We start from the raw sequence: 24,226 nt of genomic DNA on the forward strand, positions 1-24,226 counted from the left end.
CGCCCCGTTCACATACCGCCGTGGACCGTGGTGGTCCGCACGAGCATACCCATCACCCCGGCAACCCTCTCCGTTCACGACGTGAATTTTCGTGAGTGGGAGAAGTTCTGTTGACTCGGTTCACAAGCGATGCTGTGATTAGTCCACCGGTTCACAGCACGGCGAACCGGTCCGCTCACACCTTTCGACCGGAGGTCGCGTCATGCCCGCACGCGCACTGCCCCGCAGGCACCCGCTGTTCACCGCCGCCGTCACCGCCACGACGGTGCTCGCGCTCGGCGCCCTCGGCGCCTGCTCCCTGGAGGAACCCACCACCGGCAAGTCCCGTGCCGCCAAGGCCACCGGGAAGAGCAAGCACGGGAAAGGGACGGACAAGCAGGCCGGCACCTCGGGCGGCTCCGGCGGCGAGTCCGGTCCGCGCGCCGCGGGCGAATCCGCCGTCTACCGCGACAAGGGCCTCGAAGTGACCGTCGCGGCACCCGCACGGTTCACACCCTCCGCGTACGCGGCGGGCCACAAGTCCGGAAAGCACGCCTACAAGGTGCGCGTGACGCTGGAGAACACCGGCGACGCCAAGATCGACACCGCGCTGGTCAGCGTCGGCGCCCGCGAGGGCAAGGACGGCGAGACGACCGCGGGGATCTTCGACGGCGAGACCGTCGGCAACGGCTTCACCGGGCAACTGCTGCCCGGCAAGCGCGCCACCGCCACCTTCGGCTTCGACGCGGCACCCGCCGCCAAGACGCTCGACATCGAGGTCAGCGTGAACGACTTCGAGACCGAGCCCGCGCAGTGGAGCCTCTCCCTCTGACCGCGCACCGGCACCCGCCGCGCCGCACCCCACCAACCCATCCGACACCACCGCTCCCTGGGGGGACACTCATGTCGCACGCACACCACGCCTCCGGCCACCCGACCCCGCCCGCCGCCGCGCCCCGCAACGGGCTCGGCCTCGCCGCGCTCATCCTCGGCCTGGTCGGAGCGCTCTCCGGACTCGTGCCCATCCTCTTCTGGCTCTCCGGCACCCTCGGCCTGATCGGCCTCATCCTGGGCCTGGTCGGCCGCTCCCGCGCCAAGAAGGGCCTGGCGAACAACGGGAAGACGGCGCTGGCCGGAGTGCTGCTCTCGCTCGCGGCGTTCGCGCTCGGCATCTGGGGGCTGATCACCGTCGTCACCGCGTTCGGCGACGCCGCCGACGAGATCGACAAGGAACTCGACCAGGGCGCCCCGCCCGCGGTGGTGTCGGTCCGCTGATGCCGCCCCGCGGGACCCCGACCGCGCAGCCGCACGGGCCGGACGCCGCACGAGCGAGCGGCGCCCGGCTTCGGGCCCCGGTCAGGACCGGGAGACCGGGCCCCGGGAGACCAGGGCCGTGGGCCAGGGGCCCGGGAGACCGGGGCCAGGCGTCCCCAGGCCGTCAGGAAGCCGGCACGGTGGCGAGGAACTCGCCCGCCCAGGCCAGCAGATCGCGGCCCGCGAGGGGCTTGGCGCCGATGGTGCCGGGCTTGGGGCGCGGCACCAGCACCTGCCGGGTGGCCTGCTTGAGGACCGAGCCCGGGTAGACCCGCTTGAGCCGCAGCTCCTGCGACTCCCGCAGCTCGACCGGGCCGAACCGCACCTTGTCGCCCTGGAGGGTGATGTCGGTGACGCCCGCCGACCGGGCCAGCATCCGCAGCCCCGCGACGAGCAGCAGGTTCTCCACCGGCTCGGGCAGCGGCCCGTAGCGGTCGGTCAGCTCCTCGCGGACGGCGGCGATGTCCTCCTCGGTGTTCGCCGACGCGATCGCGCGGTACGCCTGCAGCCGCAGCCGCTCCCCCGGCGCGTAGTCGTGCGGGACGTGCGCGTCGACCGGCAGCTCGATCTTGACCTCCAGCGGCGCCTCCTCCACCGGGCCCGCCTCCCCGGCCTCCAGCGCCGCGCGGTAGTCGGCCACCGCCTCGCCGACCATCCGCACGTACAGGTCGAAGCCGACCCCCGCGATGTGCCCGGACTGCTCGCCGCCGAGCAGGTTGCCCGCGCCGCGGATCTCCAGGTCCTTCATCGCCACGTACATGCCCGCGCCCATCTCGGTGTGCTGGGCGATGGTGGCCAGCCGCTCGTGGGCGGTCTCCGTCAGCGGCTTCTCCGGCGGGTAGAGGAAGTAGGAGTAGCCGCGGTCCCGCCCGCGGCCCACCCGGCCCCGCAACTGGTGCAGCTGGCTGAGGCCGAAGGTGTCGCCGCGTTCGACGATGAGGGTGTTGGCGTTGGAGATGTCGATGCCGTTCTCCACGATGGTGGTGGAGACGAGCACGTCGAACTTCTTCTCCCAGAAGTCGACGACCACCTGTTCCAGCGCCTGTTCGGTCATCTGCCCGTGCGCGGTGGCGATCCGGGCCTCCGGGACGATCTGCCGCAGCCGGGCCGCGGCCCGGTCGATGGACTCGACCCGGTTGTGGATGTAGAAGACCTGCCCCTCGCGCAGCAGCTCGCGGCGGATCGCCGCGCCGATCTGCTTCTCCTCGAACGGGCCGACGAAGGTGAGCACCGGATGCCGCTCCTCGGGCGGCGTGGTGATGGTGGACATCTCGCGGATGCCGGTGACCGCCATCTCCAGGGTGCGCGGAATCGGCGTCGCGGACATCGTCAGCACGTCCACATTGGCCCGCAGCTTCTTCAGCTGCTCCTTGTGCTCCACACCGAACCGCTGCTCCTCGTCGACGATGACCAGGCCCAGCTCCTTGAACTTCGTCTCCGAGGAGAAGAGCCGGTGGGTGCCGATGACGACGTCGACGGTGCCGTCCCGCAGCCCGTCCAGCGTGGCCCGCGCCTCGGTGTCGGTCTGGAACCGGGAGAGCGCGCGCACGTTGACCGGGAACTGGCCGTAGCGCTCGGAGAACGTGGAGAAGTGCTGCTGCACCAGCAGCGTCGTCGGCACCAGGACGGCCACCTGCTTGCCGTCCTGCACCGCCTTGAACGCGGCCCGCACGGCGATCTCCGTCTTGCCGTACCCGACGTCGCCGCAGATCAGCCGGTCCATCGGGACCGACTTCTCCATGTCCTCCTTGACCTCGCCGATGGTGGTGAGCTGATCCGGCGTCTCCGCGTACGGGAACGCGTCCTCCAGCTCCCGCTGCCAGGGTGAGTCCGCGCCGAACGCGTGCCCCGGCGCGGCCATCCGCGCGCTGTAGAGCTTGATCAGATCGGCGGCGATCTCCTTGACCGCCTTCTTGGCCCGCGCCTTGGTCTTCGTCCAGTCGGCGCCGCCCAGCCGGTGCAGGGTGGGCTGCTCGCCGCCCACGTACTTGGTGATCTGCTCCAACTGGTCGGTCGGCACGAACAGCCGGTCGCCGGGCTGGCCGCGCTTGGCGGGCGCGTACTCCACCAGCAGGTACTCGCGGGTGGCGCCCTGCACCGTGCGCTGCACCATCTCGATGTAGCGGCCCACCCCGTGCTGCTCGTGCACGATGAAGTCGCCCGGCTGCAGCGTCAGCGGGTCGATCTGCTTGCGGCGGCGCGCCGGCATCCGGGCGCCGTCCTTGCCCGCGGCCTTCTGACCGGACAGATCCGTCTCGGTCAGCACCGCCAGTTCGAGCCCCGGCGCGATGAAGCCGTTGTCCAGGGACCCGCACGCCACGGTCACCACCGACGGGACGGGCTCCGGCTCCGCGCCCGCCTGCCGCGCCGGGACGCCCTCCGCACCCAGCACCTCCACGGTGCGGGCGGCCGTGCCGTGCGCCTCGGTGACGTAGACGCACTGCCAGCCCCGCGACAGCCAGTCCTTGGTGTCGGCGAGCGCCCGCGCGGTGTCGCCCCGGTAGGTCTCCGGGGCGTGCATGCCGAGCTGGAGCACGTCGCCGTCCTCCGTGTCCGCGCCGGTCAGCTCGGTGTCCGCGGCGAACTGGCTGACCGTCCACCACATCATGCCCAGTTCACGGGCATGCTCCCGCACCTCGGCGATCCCGCGCAGCGAGGCGGCGCCGACGTCGATGGGGGCCTGCGCGCCGTCGCCGTCCCCGGCACCGGCGGTGGCCGCCCAGGACGCCTGCAGGAACTCCTGGCTGGTCGCCACCAGGTCCGCGGCCCGGGTGCGCACCCGCTCCGGGTCGCACACCACCGTCATGCTGCCCGCGGGCAGCACGTCCAGCAGCAGCTCCATCTCGTCCACCAGCACCGGCGCCAGCGACTCCATGCCGTCCACCGCGATCCCCTCGGCGATCTTGCCGAGGAGTTCGTGCAGCTCCGGATGGTCCTCGGCCAGCTCGGCCGCGCGCCGCCGCACCTCGGGGGTCAGCAGCAGTTCGCGGCACGGCGGAGCCCACAGCCCGTGCTCCGCGATCTCCAGCGAGCGCTGGTCGGCCACCTTGAAGTAGCGGACCTCCTCCACTTCGTCGCCCCAGAACTCCACCCGGATCGGGTGCTCCTCAGTGGGCGGGAAGACATCCAGGATGCCGCCGCGGACCGCGAAGTCGCCGCGCTTCTCCACCAGCTCCACGCGCGCGTACGCGGCGGCCGACAGCGCGTCCACGACCTCGTCCAGATCGGCGCTCTGCCCCTGCTTCAGCGCCACGGGCACCAGCTCGCCCAACCCCTTGACCTGGGGTTGCAGCACCGAGCGGATCGGCGCGACGACGACCGAGACCGGCCCGGTGGCCGGGTCGTCCGGGTCCGGGTGCGCCAGCCGGCGCAGCACCGCGAGGCGCCGCCCCACCGTGTCCGACCGCGGGCTGAGCCGCTCGTGCGGCAGCGTCTCCCAGGAGGGGTACTCGACGACGCCCTCCTCCGGGAGGAGGGAGCGCAGCGCGGCTCCCAGGTCCTCCGCCTCCCGGCCGGTCGCCGTGACCGCCAGCACCGGCCGCCCGGCGGACCGGGCCAGGGCCGCGACGGCGAAGGGGCGGGCCGCCGCGGGGCCGACGAGATCGACGTGGTGCCGGTTGCCGTCGGCGGCGGCAGCGACAGCCTCCTCCAGCGCGGGGTCCTTGGTGACGGCGTCGAGCAGACCGTGCAGGCTCATGAGGGCTTCGCTTTCGGCTTTCCGTCCGGGGGCGCGGGGTCCTCGTACGCGATCCTTCCGCGGGGCGCGCACGACGAAGAGCCCGGCTCGCAAGCGAACCGGGACACTCCCAGCGTACGCCGCACCGGTGACAGCCCCGCGCCGTCGCACTGCTGCCGTACCGCCGACCTCGGGCACGCGCCGGTGCGGCAGGGGCCGGACCACCCGGCTCCCCGCCCCACCGGGGTACGGCCGCTCAGTCGGCGGCCGGGGCCGACTGCTGCGCCGGAAGCGCGGGGTCGTCCGGGGCCCGGCCGGTCAGCGTCGCAAGCGAGGAGCGGACGTGCGCCATGTGCTCCCGCAGCTCCTCGGACCGCTCGGCGTGCTCCCGCAGCACCCGCTCGGTCTCCCGCTCGATCCCCTCCGCCCGGACCCGCGCCTCCGCGACCAGCTCGGCACCGCGCGCCTCCGCGTCCTCCTGCCGGTGCCGCGCCGCCTCCTCGGCCTCGGCGTGCTCCCGCCTGGCGTCGGCGAGCGCCCGCTCCCCGCGCTCCTCCAGATCGGCCGCCCACGCCTGGAACTCGGCCTCCTTCTCGGCCAGCTCCCGGTCGAAGGCGTCCGCCTGGGCCGCATGCTCCTTCTCCTGCTCGGTGAGGAGCGCCGCGCACCTGCGGGACATCTCCTGCAGCGCCTCGGACGCGTCCTGGCCGATCTTCTCGGCCTGCGTCCGGGCCTCGGAGCGCAGCCCGTCGGCGCGGTCCTGGGCGGCGTCCAGCGTTCTGGCAGCGGCGGCCTCGGCATCCGCGCGGCGGCGGGCTGCCGCTTCGCGGGCGGTGTCCCGTACCGAGCGGGCCTCCTCCTCGGCGCGCTCGGTCAACTGCTGCGCCGCGGTGTCGGCCGCCGCCCTGAGATCGGCCGCCTCCGACTCGGTGGTCGCGAGGATGCCCTGGGCGCGGGCGCCCAGCGCCTCGAAGGTCTGCGGGGGCAGTGCGGCGGCGACACCGCGGAGCCGCTCCGCCTCCTCGGCCAGCTCCTGGGCGAGCTGGGTGAGCTGCGCGGTGCGGTGCCAGGCGGCCTCGCGTTCCGCGTTCAGCTCGGTCACGCGGCCGTCGACCTGTTCGGACCGGTACCCGCGGCCCCGGACAACAGTGAAGCCGTGCGGCGACGACGCACTCATATCGAGCCCCTTATCTCGGCTGTCCCGTCACTCTCTGGCGATCCGACGATCCCGACAGTCACGTACGAGACCGGCCCGGCCCAGGATGCGCTACTTCACCGCGGTTGCCGTAATCGGCACATCCTGTCGCAACTGATGAAAAAGAGAACGTGACCCGGATGGCTCCCACACGACCACGCTTCCGGTACCAGGCACGTTGAGCCCGGGGTTCGCCACCGGCACGGTCGTCGTCCCCCCGTCGCCCTCCGTCAGCCGCCTGATCCTCCAGCCCATTCGTGTGAGTGACAGGACGGAGCTCCCCTCGTCGACGGTGACCGCCCCCAGCGCCGAACCGAGGAACGGATAGAACCGGAACGGGTTCCCCACCGTGGCCGGCCCCGTCCCCTCCCGGACGAGCGCGCTCAGCAGCCGGCGCTGCCGCTTGACCCGCCCCAGGTCCCCCTCCGGATCGCTGTAGCGCGCCCGTACGTAGGCCAGCGCCTGCCTGCCGTCGAGCGTGCGGCAGCCGGCGGGCAGATCGGCGCCCGCCTTCTCGTCGCGCAGCGGCTCCTTCAGACAGACCCGCACCCCGTCGAGCGCGTCGACGACGCGGGTGAAGCCGAGGAAGTCGATCTCGGCGTAGTGGTCCAGGCGCAGCCCCGTCGCCTGCTCGACGGTGCGGGTGAGCAGCCGGGGACCGCCCCGCGCGTACGCCGAGTTGATCTTGTCGCGGCCATGGCCCGGAACCGGGACGTAGGAGTCCCGCGGAATGCTCACCAGATACGGGCCCGCCGCGCCGTAGTGCAGCACCATCACCGTGTCCGTGTTGCGCTCGCCCCCGCCGCCCACATGCAGCTCCGCCCGCTGCTCGCGGGTGAGGTCGGCGCGGGTGTCGGTACCGATGATCAGCCAGTTGGTGCCCCGGCCGGGCGGCGGGCGGCCCGGATAGTCGGCCAGCGCCCCGGTCTGCCGCACCCGGCCGTCCGCCCACACCCAGGTCCCCGCGAGCGCCACCGCGCAGGCCAGCACCAGCACGAGCAGCACCAGCAGGACGACCCGCCACCAGCGGCGCCGCCCGCGGCCGCCGCGGCCGCCGCCGGGCGGGTCACCCGCGTGGTAGAGGGTGCTGCTCTCCCCGTACATGAGCCGAGCGTCCCGCACTCCGCGGGGCGGCGCCCGCCGCACTGGGCCGACAGAGCGAGCGCCTCCCGCGGGGCGCGCCGCTGTTCGAGGGCACGCGTTTTCGGCTGCCGCCCGTGCGGGGCTCCCGCGTCGCGGGGCGCCTTGTTTGCTGGGGGCACGCCCCCTCGCGTTTCCGGCCCCCGCCGGTGCGGGGCTCCCGCGTGGTCGGGGGCACGCCCCCGTTGTTCTCGGCTGCCGCCGACAGGCCGTGTCGGGGGGCTCCGCCCCCCGACGCCCCCCGCTAGGTGGCTTCGCCCCCTAGAACCCCCGGCCGCCAAGGGTCACCGCTGCGAACGCGTGTCAGCGGCGCGGAGGCAGGGTCCCCGATCCGGCCGGTGACAACCCTGCGGCTTGTTCTTCTACGAGGACGAAAGGCGGGCTGTCCTTCTCTCCGGCGACCCGCAGGGTTGTCACCGGCCGCACCCGGGGCGCAGGCCCCTCGCCGGGTGCCCGGAGCCGGAGAGCGCCGCAGATGCGGCTGGGGGTCCTAGGGGGCGAAGCCCACTAGCGGGGGGCCGTTGGGGGGCGGAGCCCCCCGACACGACCCGTCGGCGGCAGCCGGAAACGCGAGGGGGCGTGCCCCCACCACACGGCGACCCCACACCGGCGGCAGCCGGAAACGCGAGGGGGCGTGCCCCCAGCAACGGGGCGCCCCGCGGCGCGGAACCCCGCAGCGTGGTGCGGGCACTCAGAAAAGGCCGTCCCACATCTGCTCGAGCAGCACGGACCACCAGTTCTCCGGGGAGGCGAGTGCCGCGGCGTCCAGGGCGGCGAGCTGGGCCTGGAAGTCGACCGTCCAGCGACCGGCCTGGTCCGGCGTCAGCCCGAACCGCAGCCGCCACATCCGCCCCAGCATGGCCATGCACCGGACGAACTCCGGCAGGCCCGTGTTCACGAACTGCGGGGGCGCGGGCTGCCCGCCGGGCCCCGCCTCCAGCGGCACGGCCACGATGTTCGCCGAGCCGTACTGCACACACAGTTGCCGTCCGAAGTCGGTCCCCATCACCAGGTACGAGCCCGCGTCGGAAGCCGGCTGCACCCCGCGTTCCTGGGCCAGCTCGGCCAGCGTCGGCACCGGGCGGCCGGGCTGGGCCTGGCCCCAGAAGAACGGGCCCATGTCGATGGGCACGCCCGCCCACACCAGGGTCTGCGCCACGATGTCGGGCACGCCCTGGCGGGAGACGGCCCGCTGGTCGAAGCGGAAGACGCCCTGCGGTCCGAACGCCTGCATGAGCTCCTGCCCGATGGCGTCGGGCGGGATGGGCGGTGCGGGCGGGATCTGGCCGGGCGGCGGCAGCGGTACCCGCTGCGGAGCGGGCCGCGCGGGCCCGTCGGCGACCTGGTGCAGCTCGCCCTGGTGCTCGACGAGGTGCCGCATGCCCTGCTGCCGCGAGGCGTGGTCGGTGCCGTAGGAGGCGGTGTGGCTGATCCGCACCTGCGGCCAGCTCTCGCGGACCATGCGGGCGCAGTAGCCGCCGGGCAGGTCGCAGGACTCCAGTTCGGTATGGAGCTCGACGACCTGCTGCGGGGGCACGTTCATGGCCCGCAGCTCGTGCAGCAGTTGCCACTCCGGGTGCGGGGTCCCCGGCGCGGAGCGGCGGATGAGCTGCTGCTCGGAGCCGTCGGGCGCGCGGTAGCGGAGCACGGCCATGTAGCCGGGCCCGACCGTGGGCGTGCCCGGCTGCGGCTGCGGGGCACCGGGCGGCGGTCCGCCGGGGCCGGGCCCCATCGCGGGCGCGCCGGGGGCCGGTGCGCCGGGAGGGCCGGGCGGGGTGGGGCCGCCGGGGGCGGGGCCGGCGAGCATCGTCGCCGCCTGGTGCACTCCGCCGCCCGGGCCGCCGCCGGGCGGCGGCGTCGCCGGGTCACCGGGCATGTCCGCCCTCGGCTGCTGCCCGCTCTGGCTGATCTGCTCGGCGAGGTCGTCGGACGAGACCATCTGCGTGGGCACGTAGCCGCCGCCGGAGCCGCCGGGAGGGCCGGGCGGGGAGGGCGGCGGCGGGGTCGCGGGGCCGCCGGAGCGGGCACCGGGAGCCCCCGGCGCACCCGGGGGCGGGGGCACCGACGGGCCCGTGCCGCGCGGCTGTTTGCCGGGGACGGCGCCCTGCGGGGCGCGGCTCGTGGCGGCGTCCGCGATGTCGTCGGCTCCGGACGCGTCGGGAGCATCCGGCGTCCGGAGGCCGCCCTGGGAGGGGTCGGCCAGCATGGTCGCGGCATGGTGCACGCCGCCGGTGCCGCCACCGCCGGTGCCGCTGTCGGGCCCTGCGCCGTTCCCGGTGCCGCCGTCGGCCGCACCGCCCTGCGGGGCCTGGTCCGGGTACGGGGCGGCCGGTCCCTGCGGCGGCCCCGGCCGGGGCCCGCCCGGAGCGGAGTGCTGGTCGACGGGTCCGTGACCGGACTGCGGGTCGTGCGGCTCCTCCAGCGCGGGGGACACGGTGGTCCTGGGCAGCCCGCTGCCCTCGGGCAGCAGTGCGGTACGCGCCTCCGAGCCGGACGGCGGCGGGGTGTCCTCCTCGTCGCTGCCCATCAGCGGCGGCGCGAACACGGTCGCCGGCGGCGCCTGCGCCTCTCCGCTGCCCGCACCGCCGGTGTCGGCGCCGTCCCAGGGGCTGGGCCCGGAGGGGGCGCCGCCCGAGGTGTCGCCGGTGAAGGCGGGGGCGGGCGGCGGCGGGTGCGGCACGGCGGGTCCCGGCGTCCCCTGCGCGGGGGTGCCCTCGGCGCGTGCGGGGGTGCCGTCGGCGCGCCGGTCGGGGATGCCCATCTTGTCGGCCGCCTGCTGGAGCCACTCGGGGGGCGTCAGCAGGAACGAGGTGGCCTCGAGGTCGAGCCGCTGCTGCGGCGGCGCGGCCGGGGCGGCCGGTTCCTCGCCGTACTCCTCCTCGTAGCGGCGGATGACCTCGCCCACCGGCAGTGCGGGCCACAGCGTGGTCTCCCCGCTGTCGCGGGCGATGACCAGCCGGACGTTGCCACTGTCCGAGGCCGGTGCCCCCGCGCGGTCCTCGGCCCAGGCGACGAAGCCCAGGTCGAACTCGCGGACCCGCACCTCGCGCTGCTCGTAGGCGGGTACCTCACCGTTGACCCAGCGCTCGGCACGCTCCTGGGCTTGCGCCAAGGTCACCATCGCGCTCTCACCTCTCCACAGGGACGGCGCGGGCGAAGCCGCCGTCCACCATCAGGTTCGCCACCGTCTCCAACTCCGGCGGGTTGCCCGCCAGCCGCAGCAGGAACTCGTCGAAGTCCGTGCCGCACGGCCGCAGCAGCCGCTCCACCCGCTCCTGGACCTGCAGGCCGTCGGCGTCCCGGGCGTCGTCGTAGGCGCAGAACCACACCGAACCGGGTGCCTCGCCCTTGACCTTCACCGCGACCAGGCCGCCCTGCACGAACCCCACCCCCAGGTAGTCCTTGGTGAGGTGGTCGCGCAGGCACTTGTTGACGTAGACGAGGTCGTTGACGGCGGCGTCGTCGCGCACCGTGAAGAACGGCTGGTCCACCAGCAGTCCCAGCTCCGCGTCGAGCGCGACGCCCTGCGGGGCGCAGCCGCCCGCGGCCTTCAGGAACGTCCGGTAGGCGCCGGGCAGCCGGTAGCCCAGCCGCTCCTCGACGTCCACGACCTGCCGTTCGGTCACCGCCGGCTCCATGCCGTGCGGGACGGCGAAGTGCGCGGGCCGGGTCTCCTGGAGGGGGCGGGTACCGGTCTTGGCGTGGTCGACGGCGGCCGTCGCCAGCCCGGCGTGGTGCCGCAGCAGCGCCTTGACCTCGACGGGGACGAGTTCCATCCGGCGGCTGTGCGGCACGTGGTGCCACGTCCAGCCGTGCGGGGTCGCCACGGACGGCAGATCCGCCCACAGCTCGTGCTCCTCGGCGTGCAGCGCGGCGTTGGCCGACACGTAGTCCGTCAGCCGCAGTTCGTCGCCGCCGAAGCCCTCCGGGGGCTCCGCGATCTCCGCCGCCGCACGCGCGTACGGGGAGAAGTCCGGAAATCCGCCGTGGTCGACGCGCACCCCCTGGGGGTAGCGGGCCGCTCTGACCGGATCCGGGAAGTACACGACCTGCCCGGCGTACGCCCGGTTCGGCGGTGCGGCGGCGTTCCCCTGGCCCTCGGGGCCGGTAGGCGCCCCCACCCCGAGCCGACCTGTCGTCATCGCGTTGGCTCCCTGCTGCTTCCGACTGGTACCGAACAGCCTATGCGGTACGCCGCCGTGCAGACACCGCCCCCTGCGGGCACCCGGCGGACGGCGGCGGACCGCACCTTCCCGGCGGACCGTTCGCCGCACGCGCTCCTCGCCGGGGTGCCGCGCGGACTTCACCCCGCCCGGCATCGTCCCGGACCCACCCGCCCCTCCTTCACACCGTCACCACCACCGCCACAATTCCCTGACATCGCGGCGGAATGATCGACTCGTACGCCACACTGCATACTTGGGCGAGCCCCGGCACAGAGGGGACACTCTGGGAGGAAGCTCCATTGCACACGGCACCACAGGCGCACACACCGCAGCAGCCGGAAGCGCCGCAGGCGCAGCACGGCTCGTACAGCGGCGGCGACCCGCGCATCGGCTGGATAGCCGCTGTCGACTCCCTCAGCGCCACCGCACCGGTCCTGCTCCAGCGCCGTGACGGCATCCTGCCCGCCGTCGCCGCCGCACTGTCGATCCGGGGCGAGACCCTCACCTGCACCGGCAGCAAGGGAGAACGCGCGCCCACCCACCACCCGCTCGTGCAGGACTTCCTCGACACCCTCACCACCGAGCGGCGCTCCCGCCAGACCGGCCGCTGCCCCGAGGCGGTCCTGCTGTCGCGCTATCTGACCGCCGCCGAGGTGGCCCGCGCGGACAAGCGCCGCCGTCCCGCCAAGAGCAGCCGGACCGGCAGGGGCACCGTGGGCAAGGGCTCCCGCACCCCCAAGGCGCCCAAGCCGCTCACGCTCGGCGAGGCCAGACGCGCGCTCAAGCAGGCCAAGCTCACTGCCCGCCGTATCCGCGAGGACGGCGACCCGCTGCACGGCAGCTACGCGCCTCCGTGCCGGTCCTGCGGGGCACTGCTGGCCCACTTCGGGGTGCGGGCCGTCGACCCGGCGCGGGAGAGCGCGCCATGACCACGCGCTTCCCCGTCGCCGTCGACGATCCGCTGCGCAACGCCGGGTGGCAGCCGGGCCGATGGGACATCCGGCAGGCCGAGCAGTGGGCCGACGCACTGCGCGGCCACGTCTCGCCCGGCGGCCACCGGCACGCGGTCTTCCCGGCGGCCGTCGAGGTGTGGGCCGAGTTCGGCACGCTCCGCATCACCCCCACCGGACCCGGCCGCCACCTCGCGCCGTCGCCGGTGCACATCGACCCGCTCCCCGGACTGCACGCGGCCCGCACCTTCAACGACCTGGGCCGGGCGCTGGGCACCCAGGTCTGCCCGATCGGCACCGAGGGCGAGGACGAGGCGCTGCTGGCCATCGACGCCGAGCGCCGCGTCTACAGCATCGACGCGACGGGCGACTGGTATCTGGGCGCCGACTTCGACGCCGCGCTCTCGGCGCTGCTCATGGGACTGGTACCGGCCAAGCTGAGCGCGGGCCCGCCCCCCGTCGTCCCCCCTCCGGAGAGCGCCGGACCGGACGGGCTCACGGACACCCGCACGGGATGACGGCGTACGACTGGAGGGCATCCGGGATGACGGCGTACGGGCCGGGGCGCGGGCGGTCGCTCACGCACCCGCGTACGGGATGATCGCCGAGACCCGGAAGCCGCCCGCGTCCGTCGGTCCGGAGACGAAGCCGCCGCCGAGTGCGGTCACCCGCTCCCGCATCCCCACCAGGCCGTTGCCGCCGCTGGGCAGCCCCGCGTCGGCCGCACCGTCGGCGGCCGGGTCGTTCTCGACCTGCAGCGCGACCTCCGCCACGCGGTGCGCGACCCGGACCCGGGTCGCGGCTCCGGCCGCATGCTTGTGCACATTGGTCAGCGCCTCCTGCACCACCCGGTACGCGGTCTGCTGGACCGGCGGCGGGCAGGCGCCGTCCGGGCTGCCCTCGACGCTGAGTTCCACGGCCATCCCCGCGGCGCGCGACTGGCCGACCAGCGAGTCGAGATGGGCGAGCGAGGGCGCGCCCGGGTGCGGGGCTCCGGCATCCGGGAGCGGCGCACCGGCCTGCACCGCGCCCCGCACCGCCGCCGTCCGGGCGTCCGTGCCGCGCTCCGCGCCTCGGGCAGCCGCCGGTCCCGCCGCGTGTCCGGCGACGGCGGACGCGAAGGCGGCCAGCCGTGAGGGCGCCTCGGCCGCTGCGGCTCCGGACGCCCCGGCCACCGGCGACACCGCGCCGTGCCCGGGAGCGGCGGAGTCGCCCGACGGAGCATCCGAGGCGGAGGCGTCGGGGGCAGGAGAGTCAGCCGGGCCGGACGAGGCCCCGGTGGCCCCGGCGGGGTCGGCGGGGTCGGTCCGCTCGGTTCGCTCCGACTCACCCGAGCGCAGCACGCCCAGCATGGTGCGCAGCTCGTCGAGGGCCTGCCGCCCCATGTCACCCACCAGCGCAGCGTTCTTCGCCGCCTTCTCCGGATCCTTCAGCGCCACCGCCTGCAGCGCCGCCGCGTGCACCACCATCAGGCTCACCCGGTGGGCGACCACGTCGTGCATCTCCCGGGCGATCCGGGTGCGCTCCTCGTTCCGTGCCCACTCGGCCCGCTCCTCCGCCCGGTCGGCCAGCAGCGAGAGCTCGCGCTCCAGGCCGTCCGCGCGCTCGCGCAGCGACTCCACGAGCCGCCGCCGCGCTCCGACGTACAGTCCGAGCAGTACGGGCGGCGCCGTCACCCCGATCGACATGAGGATCGAGACCAGCGGGACGAACCAGCCCTGGGGGTTGAAGTCGGGGTCCTGCCCGATGTTCTGGTCCAGCCGGTAGGCGGTCATCACCAGCATCCCGGCGGCGGCCATCCCGGCCAGCAGTCCGGTGATCCGGCGCGGCACGTCGGTGGCGGCGAGCGTGTAGAGGCCGACGACCCCGAGGAAGGTGCCCATCTCGGCCGGTATGACGGCGATGGCGACCAGCACGACCGCTATCGGCCAGCGGCGGCGCAGCACCAGCGTGGCCCCCGCGACGGCGCCCAGGAGCACCGCGAGGACCTCCGGGATCCCCGTCTCCTCGGCGAAGCCCCGCCCCTGCAGGGCGCACTCCGCGGCGGAGGCCGCGGCCAGGGCGATGTCGAGTACCGCACTCCGTGGTTTCTCCCACCACCACGGCCCGCCCCGCGTACGGTTTTCCCCCGTCTCGGTCATACCGACCACCCTACGGCCGCCCCTCGCCGCCTTGCCCCGCCGATCCCCGGAACATCCCATTCCGGTCGTCTGTCCGCGACCGGACGGTTTCGTGAGCGGCTGCCACCGCGGCCCGGCGGTCCGGACCGGCAGCCCGGACCGGCAGCCCCGCCGACGGACGGCTCGCGCCGGGCACCCGCCCGCGACCGGGCAACGCCGGGCACGGCCAGGCACGGCCGCCGCCGGGCACGGCCGGGCACGGCCGGGCACGGCCGGGCACGGAAAGCGGCCGGACCCCCCTCCGGGGCCCCGGCCCCGGCGCCGCCGCGGACCAGGACCGCCGCACTTCCGCGGAGCAGGCCGAGCCGCACCCCGCGCACCGTGAACCCGGCGGACGGACGGACGTGAACCCACCGGACGAACGAGGCCGCGTCAGGTACGCTCTGAGCCACCTTCCCCCGTGGTGTAACGGGCAGCACCCTGGATTTTGGATCCAGTAGTCAAGGTTCAAATCCTTGCGGGGGAGCTCACGGCACGCTCGCCCCGGTCGTCACGGCACACACGATCCGGTCCTCACGGCGCGCACGATCCGGGCCGGCCTTCTTCCGCCGCCCGAGGGCCCGCCCTCCCGGCACACGGCGAACCCCCCGGTATCCTGCGGGATGCACCCAACCCCGAAGCCGAAGGGCACACCCGTGAGCGTCACTCGCCCGGCAGCCGTCGTCGTTCTCGCAGCGGGTGAGGGCACCCGCATGAAGTCGGCGACCCCCAAGGTCCTGCACGAGATCTGCGGCCGCTCCCTGGTCGGCCATGTGGTGAGCGCCGCACGGGCGCTGGATCCGGAGCAGTTGGTCGTGGTCGTCGGACACGCGCGCGAGCAGGTCACCGCGCACCTGTCGAAGCTGGACGCCGAGGCCCGCACCGCCGTGCAGCACGAGCAGAACGGCACCGGGCACGCGGTCCGGATGGCACTGGAGGAGCTGGGCGGCGGAGGGCCCGCCGGAACGGTCCTGGTGACCTGCGGCGACACCCCGCTGCTGACCGGCAGGACGCTGCAGCAGCTTGCGGACACCCACGTCGCCGACGGCAACGCCGTCACCGTGCTGACCGCGGAGGTCCCGGACGCGACCGGCTACGGCCGCATCGTGCGCGAGAGCGGCGGCGGGGCGGTCACCGCGATCGTGGAGCACAAGGACGCGACCGAGGAGCAGCGCGCCGTCCGGGAGATCAACTCGGGGGTGTTCGCGTTCGACGGCCGGCTGCTGGCACAGGCGCTGGCACAGGTCAGTACGGACAACAGCCAGGGCGAGGAGTACCTGACGGACGTGCTCGGCATCCTGCGGGAGGCCGGTCACCGGGTGGGCGCCGCGGTGGCGGGCGACCACCGGGAGATCGCGGGCATCAACAACCGCGTGCAGCTCTCCGAGGCCCGCCGGATGCTCAACGGCCGGCTGCTGGAGGACGCCATGCTGGCGGGGGTCACGGTCGTGGACCCGGCCACCACGTGGATGGACGTGGACGTGACCTACGAGCCGGATGCCACGGTCCACCCGGGCACCCAGTTGCTCGGCAGCACACACCTGGGCCCCGCCAGCGAGGTGGGGCCGAACACCCGCCTGACCGACACCCGGGTGGGAGCGGGGGCCACGGTCGGCAACACCGTCGCGCAGGGCGCGGAGATCGGCGAGCGGTGCGCGGTCGGCCCCTACACCTATCTGCGGCCCGGCACCCGGCTGGGCCCGAGGGTGAAGGCGGGCAGCTACGTCGAGATGAAGAACGCCGAGGTCGGCGAGGGGAGCAAGGTGCCGCACCTCTCCTACGTGGGCGACGCGGTGATCGGGGAGCACAGCAACATCGGCGCGGCGAGCGTCTTCGTGAACTACGACGGTGAGAGCAAGCACACCACGACGGTCGGCTCGCACTGCCGGATGGGCGCGGACAACATGTATGTGGCCCCCGTCACGATCGGGGACGGCGCCTACAGCGCAGCCGGGTCCGTGATCACCAAGGATGTGCCGCCCGGCTCGCTGGCCGTGGCGCGCGGCCAGCAGCGCAACATCGAGGGCTGGGTGGCCCGCAAACGGCCGGGCAGCGCCTCGGCGCAGGCGGCGCAGGAGGTGGCGCAGGAGCCCGCCGGTCCGCCCACGCGAGCCCCTGAGACCGCCGGGAACGCCCGTTCCGCGAACGGTGCGAGCGGGCAGGTTCCCGCGGAAGAGGGTTAAGACCGGGTATCCGGTTGTATGACGGGGGGCGTACGGTTATGGAGGCCCGATGGGCCACGCGGCTGAAAACCGACGCCGCCTCCGTCAACCGACGCCGCCCCCCACCGAGCCGCCGTGCGGCGCACACACAGGGAGACAACAGCAGTGACCGGGATCAAGACGACCGGCGAGAAGAAGCTCATGCTCTTCTCCGGCCGCGCCCACCCCGAACTCGCCGAGGAAGTCGCCAAGCAGCTCGGTATCGGCGTGGTCCCGACCAAGGCTTTCGACTTCGCGAACGGCGAGATCTACGTTCGCTTCCAGGAGTCGGCGCGCGGCGCCGACTGCTTCCTGGTCCAGAGCCACACCACGCCGATCAACAAGTGGATCATGGAACAGCTCATCATGATCGACGCGTTGAAGCGGGCGTCGGCACGGAGCATCACCGTGATCGTCCCGTTCTACGGGTACGCGCGGCAGGACAAGAAGCACCGTGGCCGCGAGCCGATCTCGGCCCGGCTGATGGCGGACATGTTCCGCACCGCGGGCGCGGACCGCATCCTCACCGTCGACCTGCACACCGACCAGATCCAGGGCTTCTTCGACGGACCGGTCGACCACCTGTTCGCGCTGCCGCTGCTGGCGGATTACGTGGCGGCCAGGACCGACCGCGACAAGCTCACGGTCGTCTCGCCCGACGCGGGCCGCGTCCGGGTCGCCGACCGCTGGGCCGACCGGCTCGGCGCCCCGCTGGCCATCGTCCACAAGCGGCGCGACCCGGACGTGGCGAACCAGGTGACTGTGCACGAGGTCGTCGGCGACGTGAAGGACCGGGTCTGCGTCCTGGTCGACGACATGATCGACACCGGCGGCACCATCTGCGCGGCCGCCGACGCGCTGTTCGCCAACGGCGCCGAGGACGTCATCGTCACGGCCACGCACGGCGTGCTCTCCGGACCGGCAGCCGACCGGCTCAAGAACTCCAAGGTCAGCGAGTTCATCTTCACCAACACGCTGCCCACCCCGAGCGAGCTCGAACTCGACAAGATCACGGTGCTGTCGATGGCGCCGACGATCGCCCGCGCCGTGCGCGAGGTGTTCGAGGACGGCTCGGTGACCAGCCTCTTCGACGAGCAGGCGTAGCCGCCCGGCCCTCCCGGGCCCGCTCCGCTGATCGATTTCCGACCGGCCTCCCGCACCGCGTAGACTCCACGAGTCGCTCGGCGAGGGAGGCCGGTCCGCTTCATGGGGATCGATACTCCGTTATCGACGCGCGCTCTTCGTAGCAGGTCCGTCGGGACCGAGTGGCACCGCAGACATCCGTACCACCGCTTACGAGGAGCGCAGCATGGCTGACGTCAGCATCAACGCGACCGTCCGCAGCGAGTTCGGCAAGGGCGCCGCCCGCCGGCTCCGCCGCGAGGAGAGGGTCCCGGCCGTGATCTACGGCCACGGCGCCGAGCCCGTCCACGTGGCCCTGCCCAGCTACGACATGATGATGGCGCTCAAGACCCCGAACGTCCTGATCAACCTGGACATCGAGGGCAAGAAGCAGCTCGTCATCCCCAAGGCCGTCCAGCGTGAGGCCATCCGCCAGTTCCTCGTCCACGTCGACCTGCTGGTCGTCAAGAAGGGCGAGAAGGTCCAGGTCGAGGTCCCGATCCACATCGAGGGCGAGCTGGCCCCGGGCCAGAACCTGATCGAGCACGTGTACAACACGCTGCCGGTCGAGGCCGAGGCCACCCACATCCCCGAGTCGGTCACCGTCTCCGTCGAGGGCATGGACGTCGGCGACCAGGTCCTGGCCAAGGACATCAAGCTGCCGGGCAACACCACGCTGGCCATCGAGGGTGACGAGACCGTCATCTCGATCCTCGCCGCCCAGGCCGAGGAGCCCGCCGCCGAGGGCGAGGAAGGCGAGGGCGAGGAAGGCGCGACGAGCGCCGAGTAAGCTCCCGTTTCCCGCGACCCTGCGGGGTCGCGGGGCCCCGCGGGGTCGCGGGGCCCCGCATCCAGCGGGTCGGTGCGGGTGGGACGCGGCTTCCGGGCCGCGTCCCACCCGTATCACCGGGCTCCCGGGCCCCACCGGTGCCCGGCGGACATCCCACGACCGGAGGACCACGTATGCCGGCCACCACCCCGTGGCTCATCGCCGGACTCGGCAACCCGGGCCCCGACTACTCCGGCAACCGCCACAACGTGGGCTTCATGGTCGCCGACCTGCTCGCCGGGCGGACCGGCGGCAGATTCAAGTCGCACAAGGCGGGCCGCGCCCAGGTGCTCGAGGGCCGCATCGGCGTCCCCGGCACCACCAGCACCCGCGTGGTGCTCGCCAAACCGATGTCGTACATGAACGTCTCCGGCGGCCCCGTCAAAGCGCTGCTGGACTTCTACGGCATCGGGACCGACCGGCTGCTCGTCGTGCACGACGAGCTCGACATCGACTACGGCACCCTCCGCCTCAAGTTCGGCGGCGGCGACAACGGCCACAACGGCCTCAAGTCCCTCACCAAGCTGCTGGGCCGCGACTACTACCGCGTCCGCTTCGGCGTCGGCCGCCCCCCGGGCCGGATGCAGGTCGCCGACTACGTCCTGAAGGACTTCTCCAGCACAGAGCGCAAAGAGCTCGACTACTTCGTCGACCGCGCCGCGGACGCCTGCGAAAGCCTGATCACCGACGGCCTGGAACGCGCCCAGAGCACCTACAACACCTGACGCCGTGGCCCGGGGCTCCTCCGCGGGCCGCCCTTTCGACGGGCCCGGCTCCTCGACGGGCCCGGCTCCTCGGCGGGCCCGGCTCCTCGGCGGGCCCGGCCTCTTCCGCGGGCCCGGCATTGTCGAGCCCCCGCCCCCGGACGGGGCTCAGTCGCGGTTGACGGCCTGGATCTCCTTGACGGTGACGGCGACATCGCCGACGGACTCCCCCTCGGGCATGGCGTGCCGCGGCGTCCCGTCCGGACCGGGGCCCTCGGACCAGAAGACGCGCCACGTCAGAGCCGCCCTCAGGGTGTGCTGCGTTCCCTCGGCCGTGGCCCGCCGATAGACGATGTTGCACTCGGCATCCTCGGTGTTCACCGAGTACCCCCCACCGGCGCCCTTGACCAGGTCGTACGTACAGGACGCCGGATCCGCGTCCGTCGTGCCCGCGGCCAGCCGCAGCCGCACGGGCTCAGCGACCGTGGTCGCCGCCAGTTCCCGTCCCGCCCGGTCGATGGCGGCGGTCACCCAGACTCGGCCCAACGTCCTGGCGAAACGGACATGGGTGGCGAGATTCACCACCTGCCGACCGGCCTTCGGGGACAGCGTCAGCGGCGGAGCGGGCAGTCTGGCCCTCTGATAGGCGAGCCCGGCGAGGATTTCGGCATCGAGGACGGGGGCGTCGGCGGGCGCCGGGTGACCGGGCCCGATGAAGACGAACCCGTCCTGGTCGAGGCATTCCTCGGGAGTGCCGCTGGTGGTGCCGGTGTTGTACCGCATGACATACCACTCGCCCTTGTCCCCGATATGCATGTCCGGGTACCTCGCCCGCACGCCACCCTGCCCGTTCGCTCCTTCCCCGTGCCGGACGTCCACCTTGGTGGCATACGCGGAGAACTCCTCCGGCGAGTACCGCGGTTCGTACCAGCAGGCCGGCGGCTCCCAATCCGCCCCCTGAACAGGAGTCATCGCGGCCCCACCGGAGGACGGCGTGCGATGGACGGAGAACTGCACACGGGAGGCGATACCGTCGGGCTTGTCTTCGCCTTGCGGCGGCGCCTTATTCGCGGAATCCGCTCTTTGTCCGCCCCCGCCGGCCACAGCAGGCATCGGAGCTCCCAGTGCCACTGCGGCGAGCAGCGCGATGGCAGCTTCCCGCCGTAACCTCAGCGAGCGCACTTCTCATCGCTTCCCTTCGCGCTGCTGGATATGACCACCCATGTCCCACCGCGCTTCTCCAAGATGTCTTTCACGCTCGTAAAATCACTCGGACTGGGCTCTGTTCTGATGACCTTCCCCGTGTCCACCATCTTGGCGAACGCGTCTCGTTGGCTCTCGCAGAAAGTAACTGCCGCCTTTTTCTTGCCCAGCTCCACCTTGCGGTCGTAGTAGCGCGTGGTACCCGTGGAAACTTTCCCCGACTTTCGGTACTTCTTGAGGTTGTAGCGGAAGGTCTCCCCCGCCGCATCCTGCACATACTTGTTGGCAACAGGGAGATCCGGGTCGCCGGTTGCATAGGAAAGCGATATGGCTTTGGTTGCGTATTCGTGGTCCCGCAAGACCTCATCCTTCTCCGGATCCCCTGTCATGCCTCCCTCGAAGACGACGTCGAAACCCTTCGGAAAGTCGAATTTCGGCGCGTCCGGATCCTCTGACACGCTGGCGCTCGCACTCGGCGAAACCGAGGCGGACTTCCCGCTGTCCTTCGCCCCCTCGATATCCCCCTTCCCGGACCCGTCGTCACCGCCTCCGCAAGCACTCAACAGCACGAGACCGGACACCGCGACCGTCGCTATCGCCCCACGCATGAATAAGCTCACCGCGTTCCTTCTCCTTTCTTGATGTGGACCGGCCCCTCCGGCAATTTGTCGGCACCCTTGCATTTGTAGACCTTCTGCGCGAGGGTGCGGGCGGCGTAGCCGCCAACTTCTTCGAGTCTGGTCATGCCCTCCGCGTCACCCTCACGCGCCGCACTCGCACCCATATTCAGGAACAACGTGGCTTTGGGATCACTGGACGTGGGGCAAGGAATATCGAGAGTGATTGTCCCACTGAGGTAGCTGTACGCCCCATAGGAAGGACCGAACTCCACAATGAATCTGTATTTCCTCTTCAATTCCCTAGGGTCATCCGGGTATCCAGTGTAAATCACTCGGAACCCAGCACTCCCCCCCTCAGCGCTCAACTCGCAAACAGGAGTGTTGGACCTATTTCGACTCCCAGGGAAATTGCGAATCACCTCCGACTCCATTTCCCCTTCAGCGCCTCGAAGAAGGGGTGCAATCTTCTCCCCTGAAAAAATTCCACCACACACTCGCTCAGGGACGGAAAGCGTCTCTTCATCCACAGGTCGAAGCCACCAGAAAACTGCGGCGACGACTAAGAGCAACGCTCCGCACGACACAGAAATTCGCTTCATATTCACCAAAAGCGCCTCTTTCGATGAACCTTCCAGTCATTTCTTTGGAAAGTTTTCAGCCACAGCGTTGGCAACGTCGGTAGCCGCCCATTTCAGGGTGTCGCCTTTTACCCCTGCGCGCGCACCTGCAGTTTTTGCGATCTCCTCCATAACACTTGACTCCCTCTTTCTCTCATCTGCAAGGAAATCCCTGCGCCCTTCCGCCACTTGTCGGGCCACCTCCTCGGGATCCTTTCTGTAGTGATCGAAAACTGCCTCTTGTACCACTCCCGCCACCTGGCCAGCGGCTTCGCTCCCGTAGGTGAGGCGCCCGAGCCCCATATCCACGACCTGCCCGACCAACTCTTGCTTTTTATCCAGCGATTCGTTGTAACGCTCGGCCGCTCCCACTTTGTCCTCAGCTGCTTCGATACCGTCAACTCGGCCTTCGGCTGCTTGAGCAGCGACCAGCGCACCCGGCTCCGCACCCTTTATCGCCGCGTCCTGAACGCTGTAGCCCTCCGGTGAATTACGCATGGAGTTCCGAAGGACTTCTGCCGAGACTGCATGAGAAGCGTGCGTAATTGACGCATAGCCGTCCGGGTCCTGGGAAGCCGTGCGGAGGAAGCGAGCGAGCACGTCGCCTTCCAAATCCCCCACCTCCGCCACTTTCCCCTGCTCCGCTATGAAGCCATCGGGAACCTTCACCATCCCCCGCTGAACATCGCGCATGTAATCAGCAGCCATGTTTCCCATATGAGACTGGAGCGGCTCAAGGTCTCCTCCGTGCTGCACCAAGGAGGCGTTGTCTTTGTCGCCCAAATGGTCCACGGTTCGCCGGAACAAGGCCGCCTCTTCTTCACCGTGCTTCTTCTCCGGCGGGCCCTCGTCTCCCGCGGGCCGGCCCGTCGTTGCCGCTTCGAGGGCGCCGCCCAGGGCGTCCTTGCCGAAGGTGGCATCGTCGTCGTCGCCGTCATGGGGCCAGTGGCGGGGTTCCTGGGGGTCCTCGGCGGCCTTGTCGCCGAAGAAGTAGTCGAAGTTGTCCAGTGCCTTCGGATGGCCGTCCTTGTCGCCGGTGTGCGCATTGAAGAACTCGGTGGCCGCTCCCGGGGTGTGGCTCAGGCCGGTCATCAGGCCCGCCATGGGGTCGAATCCGGCGCCGCCCTTGGGGTCGAGGTTCAGGACGGCGTCGCTGCGGGCGTTGTGGGGGTTGGGCCAACCTCTCGGGCCGAACTTGTTCTTGCGCTCGGTCTCGACCATGTCGTTGCCGACCGAGGTGAGGAAATCCCTGCCGTAGTCGCCGTGCCGGAGCATGTTGCCCAGGACCTGGTAGCCGAGGACCTTCTGCTGGGGCATGGAGTTCTTGCCCCATTCGTTGCTCTGCGGATCGTGGAGGAGGATCGGTTCCTTGCCGGCTTTCTTCAGTTCCTTCACCCATGTGCTGTCGAGGCGGGGGCCGTCGCCATCTGTGCTGGTGGCCAGGGCGAGGCCGGTGTCCATCGAGTTCTGGATGGTGCGGGAGAGCGCGCGGCGGGTGTCGCCGCCGTCCGTGGAGGCGTCGATGCCCAACTGGCCGTGCAGTTGCAGGGCCTTCTTGGGGCCGAGCTCGCGGTAGAAGCCGGTGGCGAACTCCGGGTCCTTGGCGTTGTACTTGGTCAGGTCCCGCAGCCGCTGCAGGTCGGGGGTGCTCAGTTCCTTGCCGTGCGCGGCCAGCTCCAGCTCCTTCTCACCGAGCCGGGCGGCCTCTTTCGCCTGGGCGTCGTCCAGGGAGGAGTACGTGGCGTGGCCGGCGTCGTGCTTGTCCTTGCCGTGGCTCTTGCCGATGTACCGCGCGGCCGAGGTGTCGATCTCGCGCGCCTTGCCGATGAGGTAGTTGAGCCGCGACTCGATGGCGTCGCGGGCTTCGCGTTCTTTCGTGGTGCGTTTCTCGTCGGTGCCGCCCACGTAGTAGCCGCTGGCCGTGACCGCGTCGTCCGTTCCGTACCGGAACCGGCAACTGACCGTGCCGTCGCGGTTGTCCGCGATGTGCACGTCCAGCTTGTGCGCCTTCTCCCGCTCGGCTTCCACGTCCTTCTGGATGTCCGCCAGCTCGCGGTGCGCGTCGTCCATCAGGTTCCAGATGCTCTCGGCTTCGCGCCGCAGGTCCTGGACCTCTTCCGCGATCTTCCGCACGAAGGGGCGTACCGCGTCCGCGTTCAGCCCCGCCCATCGGGCGTTCCGCGCCTTGGCGTTCATGTCGTCCTCGGCCTCGGTGGCGCGTGTCTTCAGTTCGCGCTGGATCTGCTTCCAGTCCGCCACCGCCGCCCCGAAGCTGGAGAAGTTCACCGCCACCAGGTCGCTGTAGGTGAGCTGAGACTCCTTCATCCCCCGCCCTCTCTTCTCGGCCCGGC

Annotated in this window: 18 protein-coding genes and 1 tRNA gene; 9 read left to right on the forward strand and 10 right to left on the reverse strand. The window is 71.9% G+C overall.

From position 1 onward, the window contains the following. Positions 1-202 precede the first annotated feature (202 nt). Entirely contained in the window at positions 203-811 is a 609-nt protein-coding gene (locus BMX65_RS23385; protein WP_075002319.1) for a DUF4352 domain-containing protein, read from the forward strand. A 71-nt stretch (positions 812-882) separates the two neighbouring features. Beyond that, entirely contained in the window at positions 883-1,254 is a 372-nt protein-coding gene (locus tag BMX65_RS23390; protein ID WP_075002320.1) for a hypothetical protein, read from the forward strand. 163 nt (positions 1,255-1,417) lie between these two features. Here BMX65_RS23390 and mfd read toward each other — a convergent pair whose 3' ends face one another. From mfd to BMX65_RS23415, 5 genes are all read right to left on the reverse strand, one after another. Further along, complete coding sequence (gene mfd / locus BMX65_RS23395) at positions 1,418-4,990, reverse strand: transcription-repair coupling factor (RefSeq protein WP_075002321.1); 3,573 nt, start codon at positions 4,988-4,990, stop codon at positions 1,418-1,420. Between the two features lie 235 nt (positions 4,991-5,225). Next, positions 5,226-6,146 carry a coiled-coil domain-containing protein gene (locus tag BMX65_RS23400; RefSeq protein WP_075002322.1) on the reverse strand — a complete coding sequence of 307 codons (921 nt, stop codon included), beginning with the start codon at positions 6,144-6,146 and terminating at the stop codon, positions 5,226-5,228. Positions 6,147-6,236: 90 nt separating this feature from the next. Further along, positions 6,237-7,268: an LCP family protein gene (locus BMX65_RS23405; protein ID WP_239502257.1), complete on the reverse strand. Its 1,032-nt coding sequence runs from the start codon at positions 7,266-7,268 to the stop codon at positions 6,237-6,239. A 727-nt stretch (positions 7,269-7,995) separates the two neighbouring features. Next, positions 7,996-10,425, reverse strand: coding sequence for an SUKH-4 family immunity protein (locus BMX65_RS23410; RefSeq protein WP_075002323.1), 2,430 nt, complete (start codon positions 10,423-10,425; stop codon positions 7,996-7,998). Between the two features lie 7 nt (positions 10,426-10,432). Continuing rightward, positions 10,433-11,446 (reverse strand): SMI1/KNR4 family protein, encoded by a 1,014-nt coding sequence (locus tag BMX65_RS23415; protein ID WP_075002324.1) that lies wholly within the window; start codon positions 11,444-11,446, stop codon positions 10,433-10,435. A 323-nt stretch (positions 11,447-11,769) separates the two neighbouring features. Between BMX65_RS23415 and BMX65_RS23420 the strand changes: the two genes are divergently transcribed. Both BMX65_RS23420 and BMX65_RS23425 read left to right on the forward strand, forming a co-directional pair. Next, positions 11,770-12,399 carry a YwqJ-related putative deaminase gene (locus BMX65_RS23420; protein ID WP_420856841.1) on the forward strand — a complete coding sequence of 210 codons (630 nt, stop codon included), beginning with the start codon at positions 11,770-11,772 and terminating at the stop codon, positions 12,397-12,399. Beyond that, a complete protein-coding gene (locus tag BMX65_RS23425; protein WP_075002325.1) occupies positions 12,396-12,938 on the forward strand; it encodes an SUKH-3 domain-containing protein in 543 nt (180 codons plus the stop codon). The genes BMX65_RS23420 and BMX65_RS23425 overlap by 4 nt, the downstream gene beginning before the upstream one ends. Before the next feature lie 60 nt (positions 12,939-12,998). Here BMX65_RS23425 and BMX65_RS23430 read toward each other — a convergent pair whose 3' ends face one another. Beyond that, positions 12,999-14,561 (reverse strand): histidine kinase, encoded by a 1,563-nt coding sequence (locus BMX65_RS23430; protein ID WP_075002326.1) that lies wholly within the window; start codon positions 14,559-14,561, stop codon positions 12,999-13,001. Between the two features lie 433 nt (positions 14,562-14,994). On the opposite strand from BMX65_RS23430, the gene BMX65_RS23435 reads away from it, so the two are divergent. From BMX65_RS23435 to pth, 5 genes are all read left to right on the forward strand, one after another. After that, positions 14,995-15,066, forward strand: a tRNA-Gln gene (locus tag BMX65_RS23435). 169 nt (positions 15,067-15,235) lie between these two features. Then, positions 15,236-16,762: a bifunctional UDP-N-acetylglucosamine diphosphorylase/glucosamine-1-phosphate N-acetyltransferase GlmU gene (glmU, locus tag BMX65_RS23440; RefSeq protein ID WP_075002327.1), complete on the forward strand. Its 1,527-nt coding sequence runs from the start codon at positions 15,236-15,238 to the stop codon at positions 16,760-16,762. 144 nt (positions 16,763-16,906) lie between these two features. Further along, positions 16,907-17,884 carry a ribose-phosphate diphosphokinase gene (locus tag BMX65_RS23445; RefSeq protein ID WP_019356982.1) on the forward strand — a complete coding sequence of 326 codons (978 nt, stop codon included), beginning with the start codon at positions 16,907-16,909 and terminating at the stop codon, positions 17,882-17,884. Between the two features lie 205 nt (positions 17,885-18,089). After that, the gene (locus BMX65_RS23450) at positions 18,090-18,692 is read left to right on the forward strand and encodes a 50S ribosomal protein L25/general stress protein Ctc (protein WP_075002328.1); all 603 of its coding nucleotides are present in this window, start codon (positions 18,090-18,092) and stop codon (positions 18,690-18,692) included. A 173-nt stretch (positions 18,693-18,865) separates the two neighbouring features. Beyond that, positions 18,866-19,456, forward strand: coding sequence for an aminoacyl-tRNA hydrolase (gene pth / locus BMX65_RS23455; RefSeq protein WP_075002329.1), 591 nt, complete (start codon positions 18,866-18,868; stop codon positions 19,454-19,456). A gap of 147 nt (positions 19,457-19,603) precedes the next feature. On the opposite strand, the gene BMX65_RS23460 is transcribed toward pth, so the two are convergent. The 4 genes from BMX65_RS23460 to BMX65_RS23470 all read right to left on the reverse strand — a co-directional run bounded on the left by BMX65_RS23460 (position 19,604) and on the right by BMX65_RS23470 (position 24,200). Further along, the gene (locus BMX65_RS23460; RefSeq protein ID WP_143081883.1) at positions 19,604-20,251 is read right to left on the reverse strand and encodes a hypothetical protein; all 648 of its coding nucleotides are present in this window, start codon (positions 20,249-20,251) and stop codon (positions 19,604-19,606) included. A 353-nt stretch (positions 20,252-20,604) separates the two neighbouring features. Continuing rightward, entirely contained in the window at positions 20,605-21,258 is a 654-nt protein-coding gene (locus tag BMX65_RS23465; RefSeq protein WP_075002331.1) for a hypothetical protein, read from the reverse strand. Then, entirely contained in the window at positions 21,255-21,383 is a 129-nt protein-coding gene (locus tag BMX65_RS34000; RefSeq protein ID WP_275435243.1) for a hypothetical protein, read from the reverse strand. Before BMX65_RS34000 ends, BMX65_RS23465 begins: the two co-directional genes overlap by 4 nt. 510 nt (positions 21,384-21,893) lie before the next feature. Beyond that, on the reverse strand, positions 21,894-24,200 hold the full coding sequence (locus BMX65_RS23470) for a hypothetical protein (protein WP_075002332.1): 2,307 nt from the start codon (positions 24,198-24,200) through the stop codon (positions 21,894-21,896). Positions 24,201-24,226: the final 26 nt, after the last annotated feature.

This window comes from Streptomyces qinglanensis, from assembly GCF_900111245.1.
Taxonomy (GTDB): domain Bacteria; phylum Actinomycetota; class Actinomycetes; order Streptomycetales; family Streptomycetaceae; genus Streptomyces; species Streptomyces qinglanensis.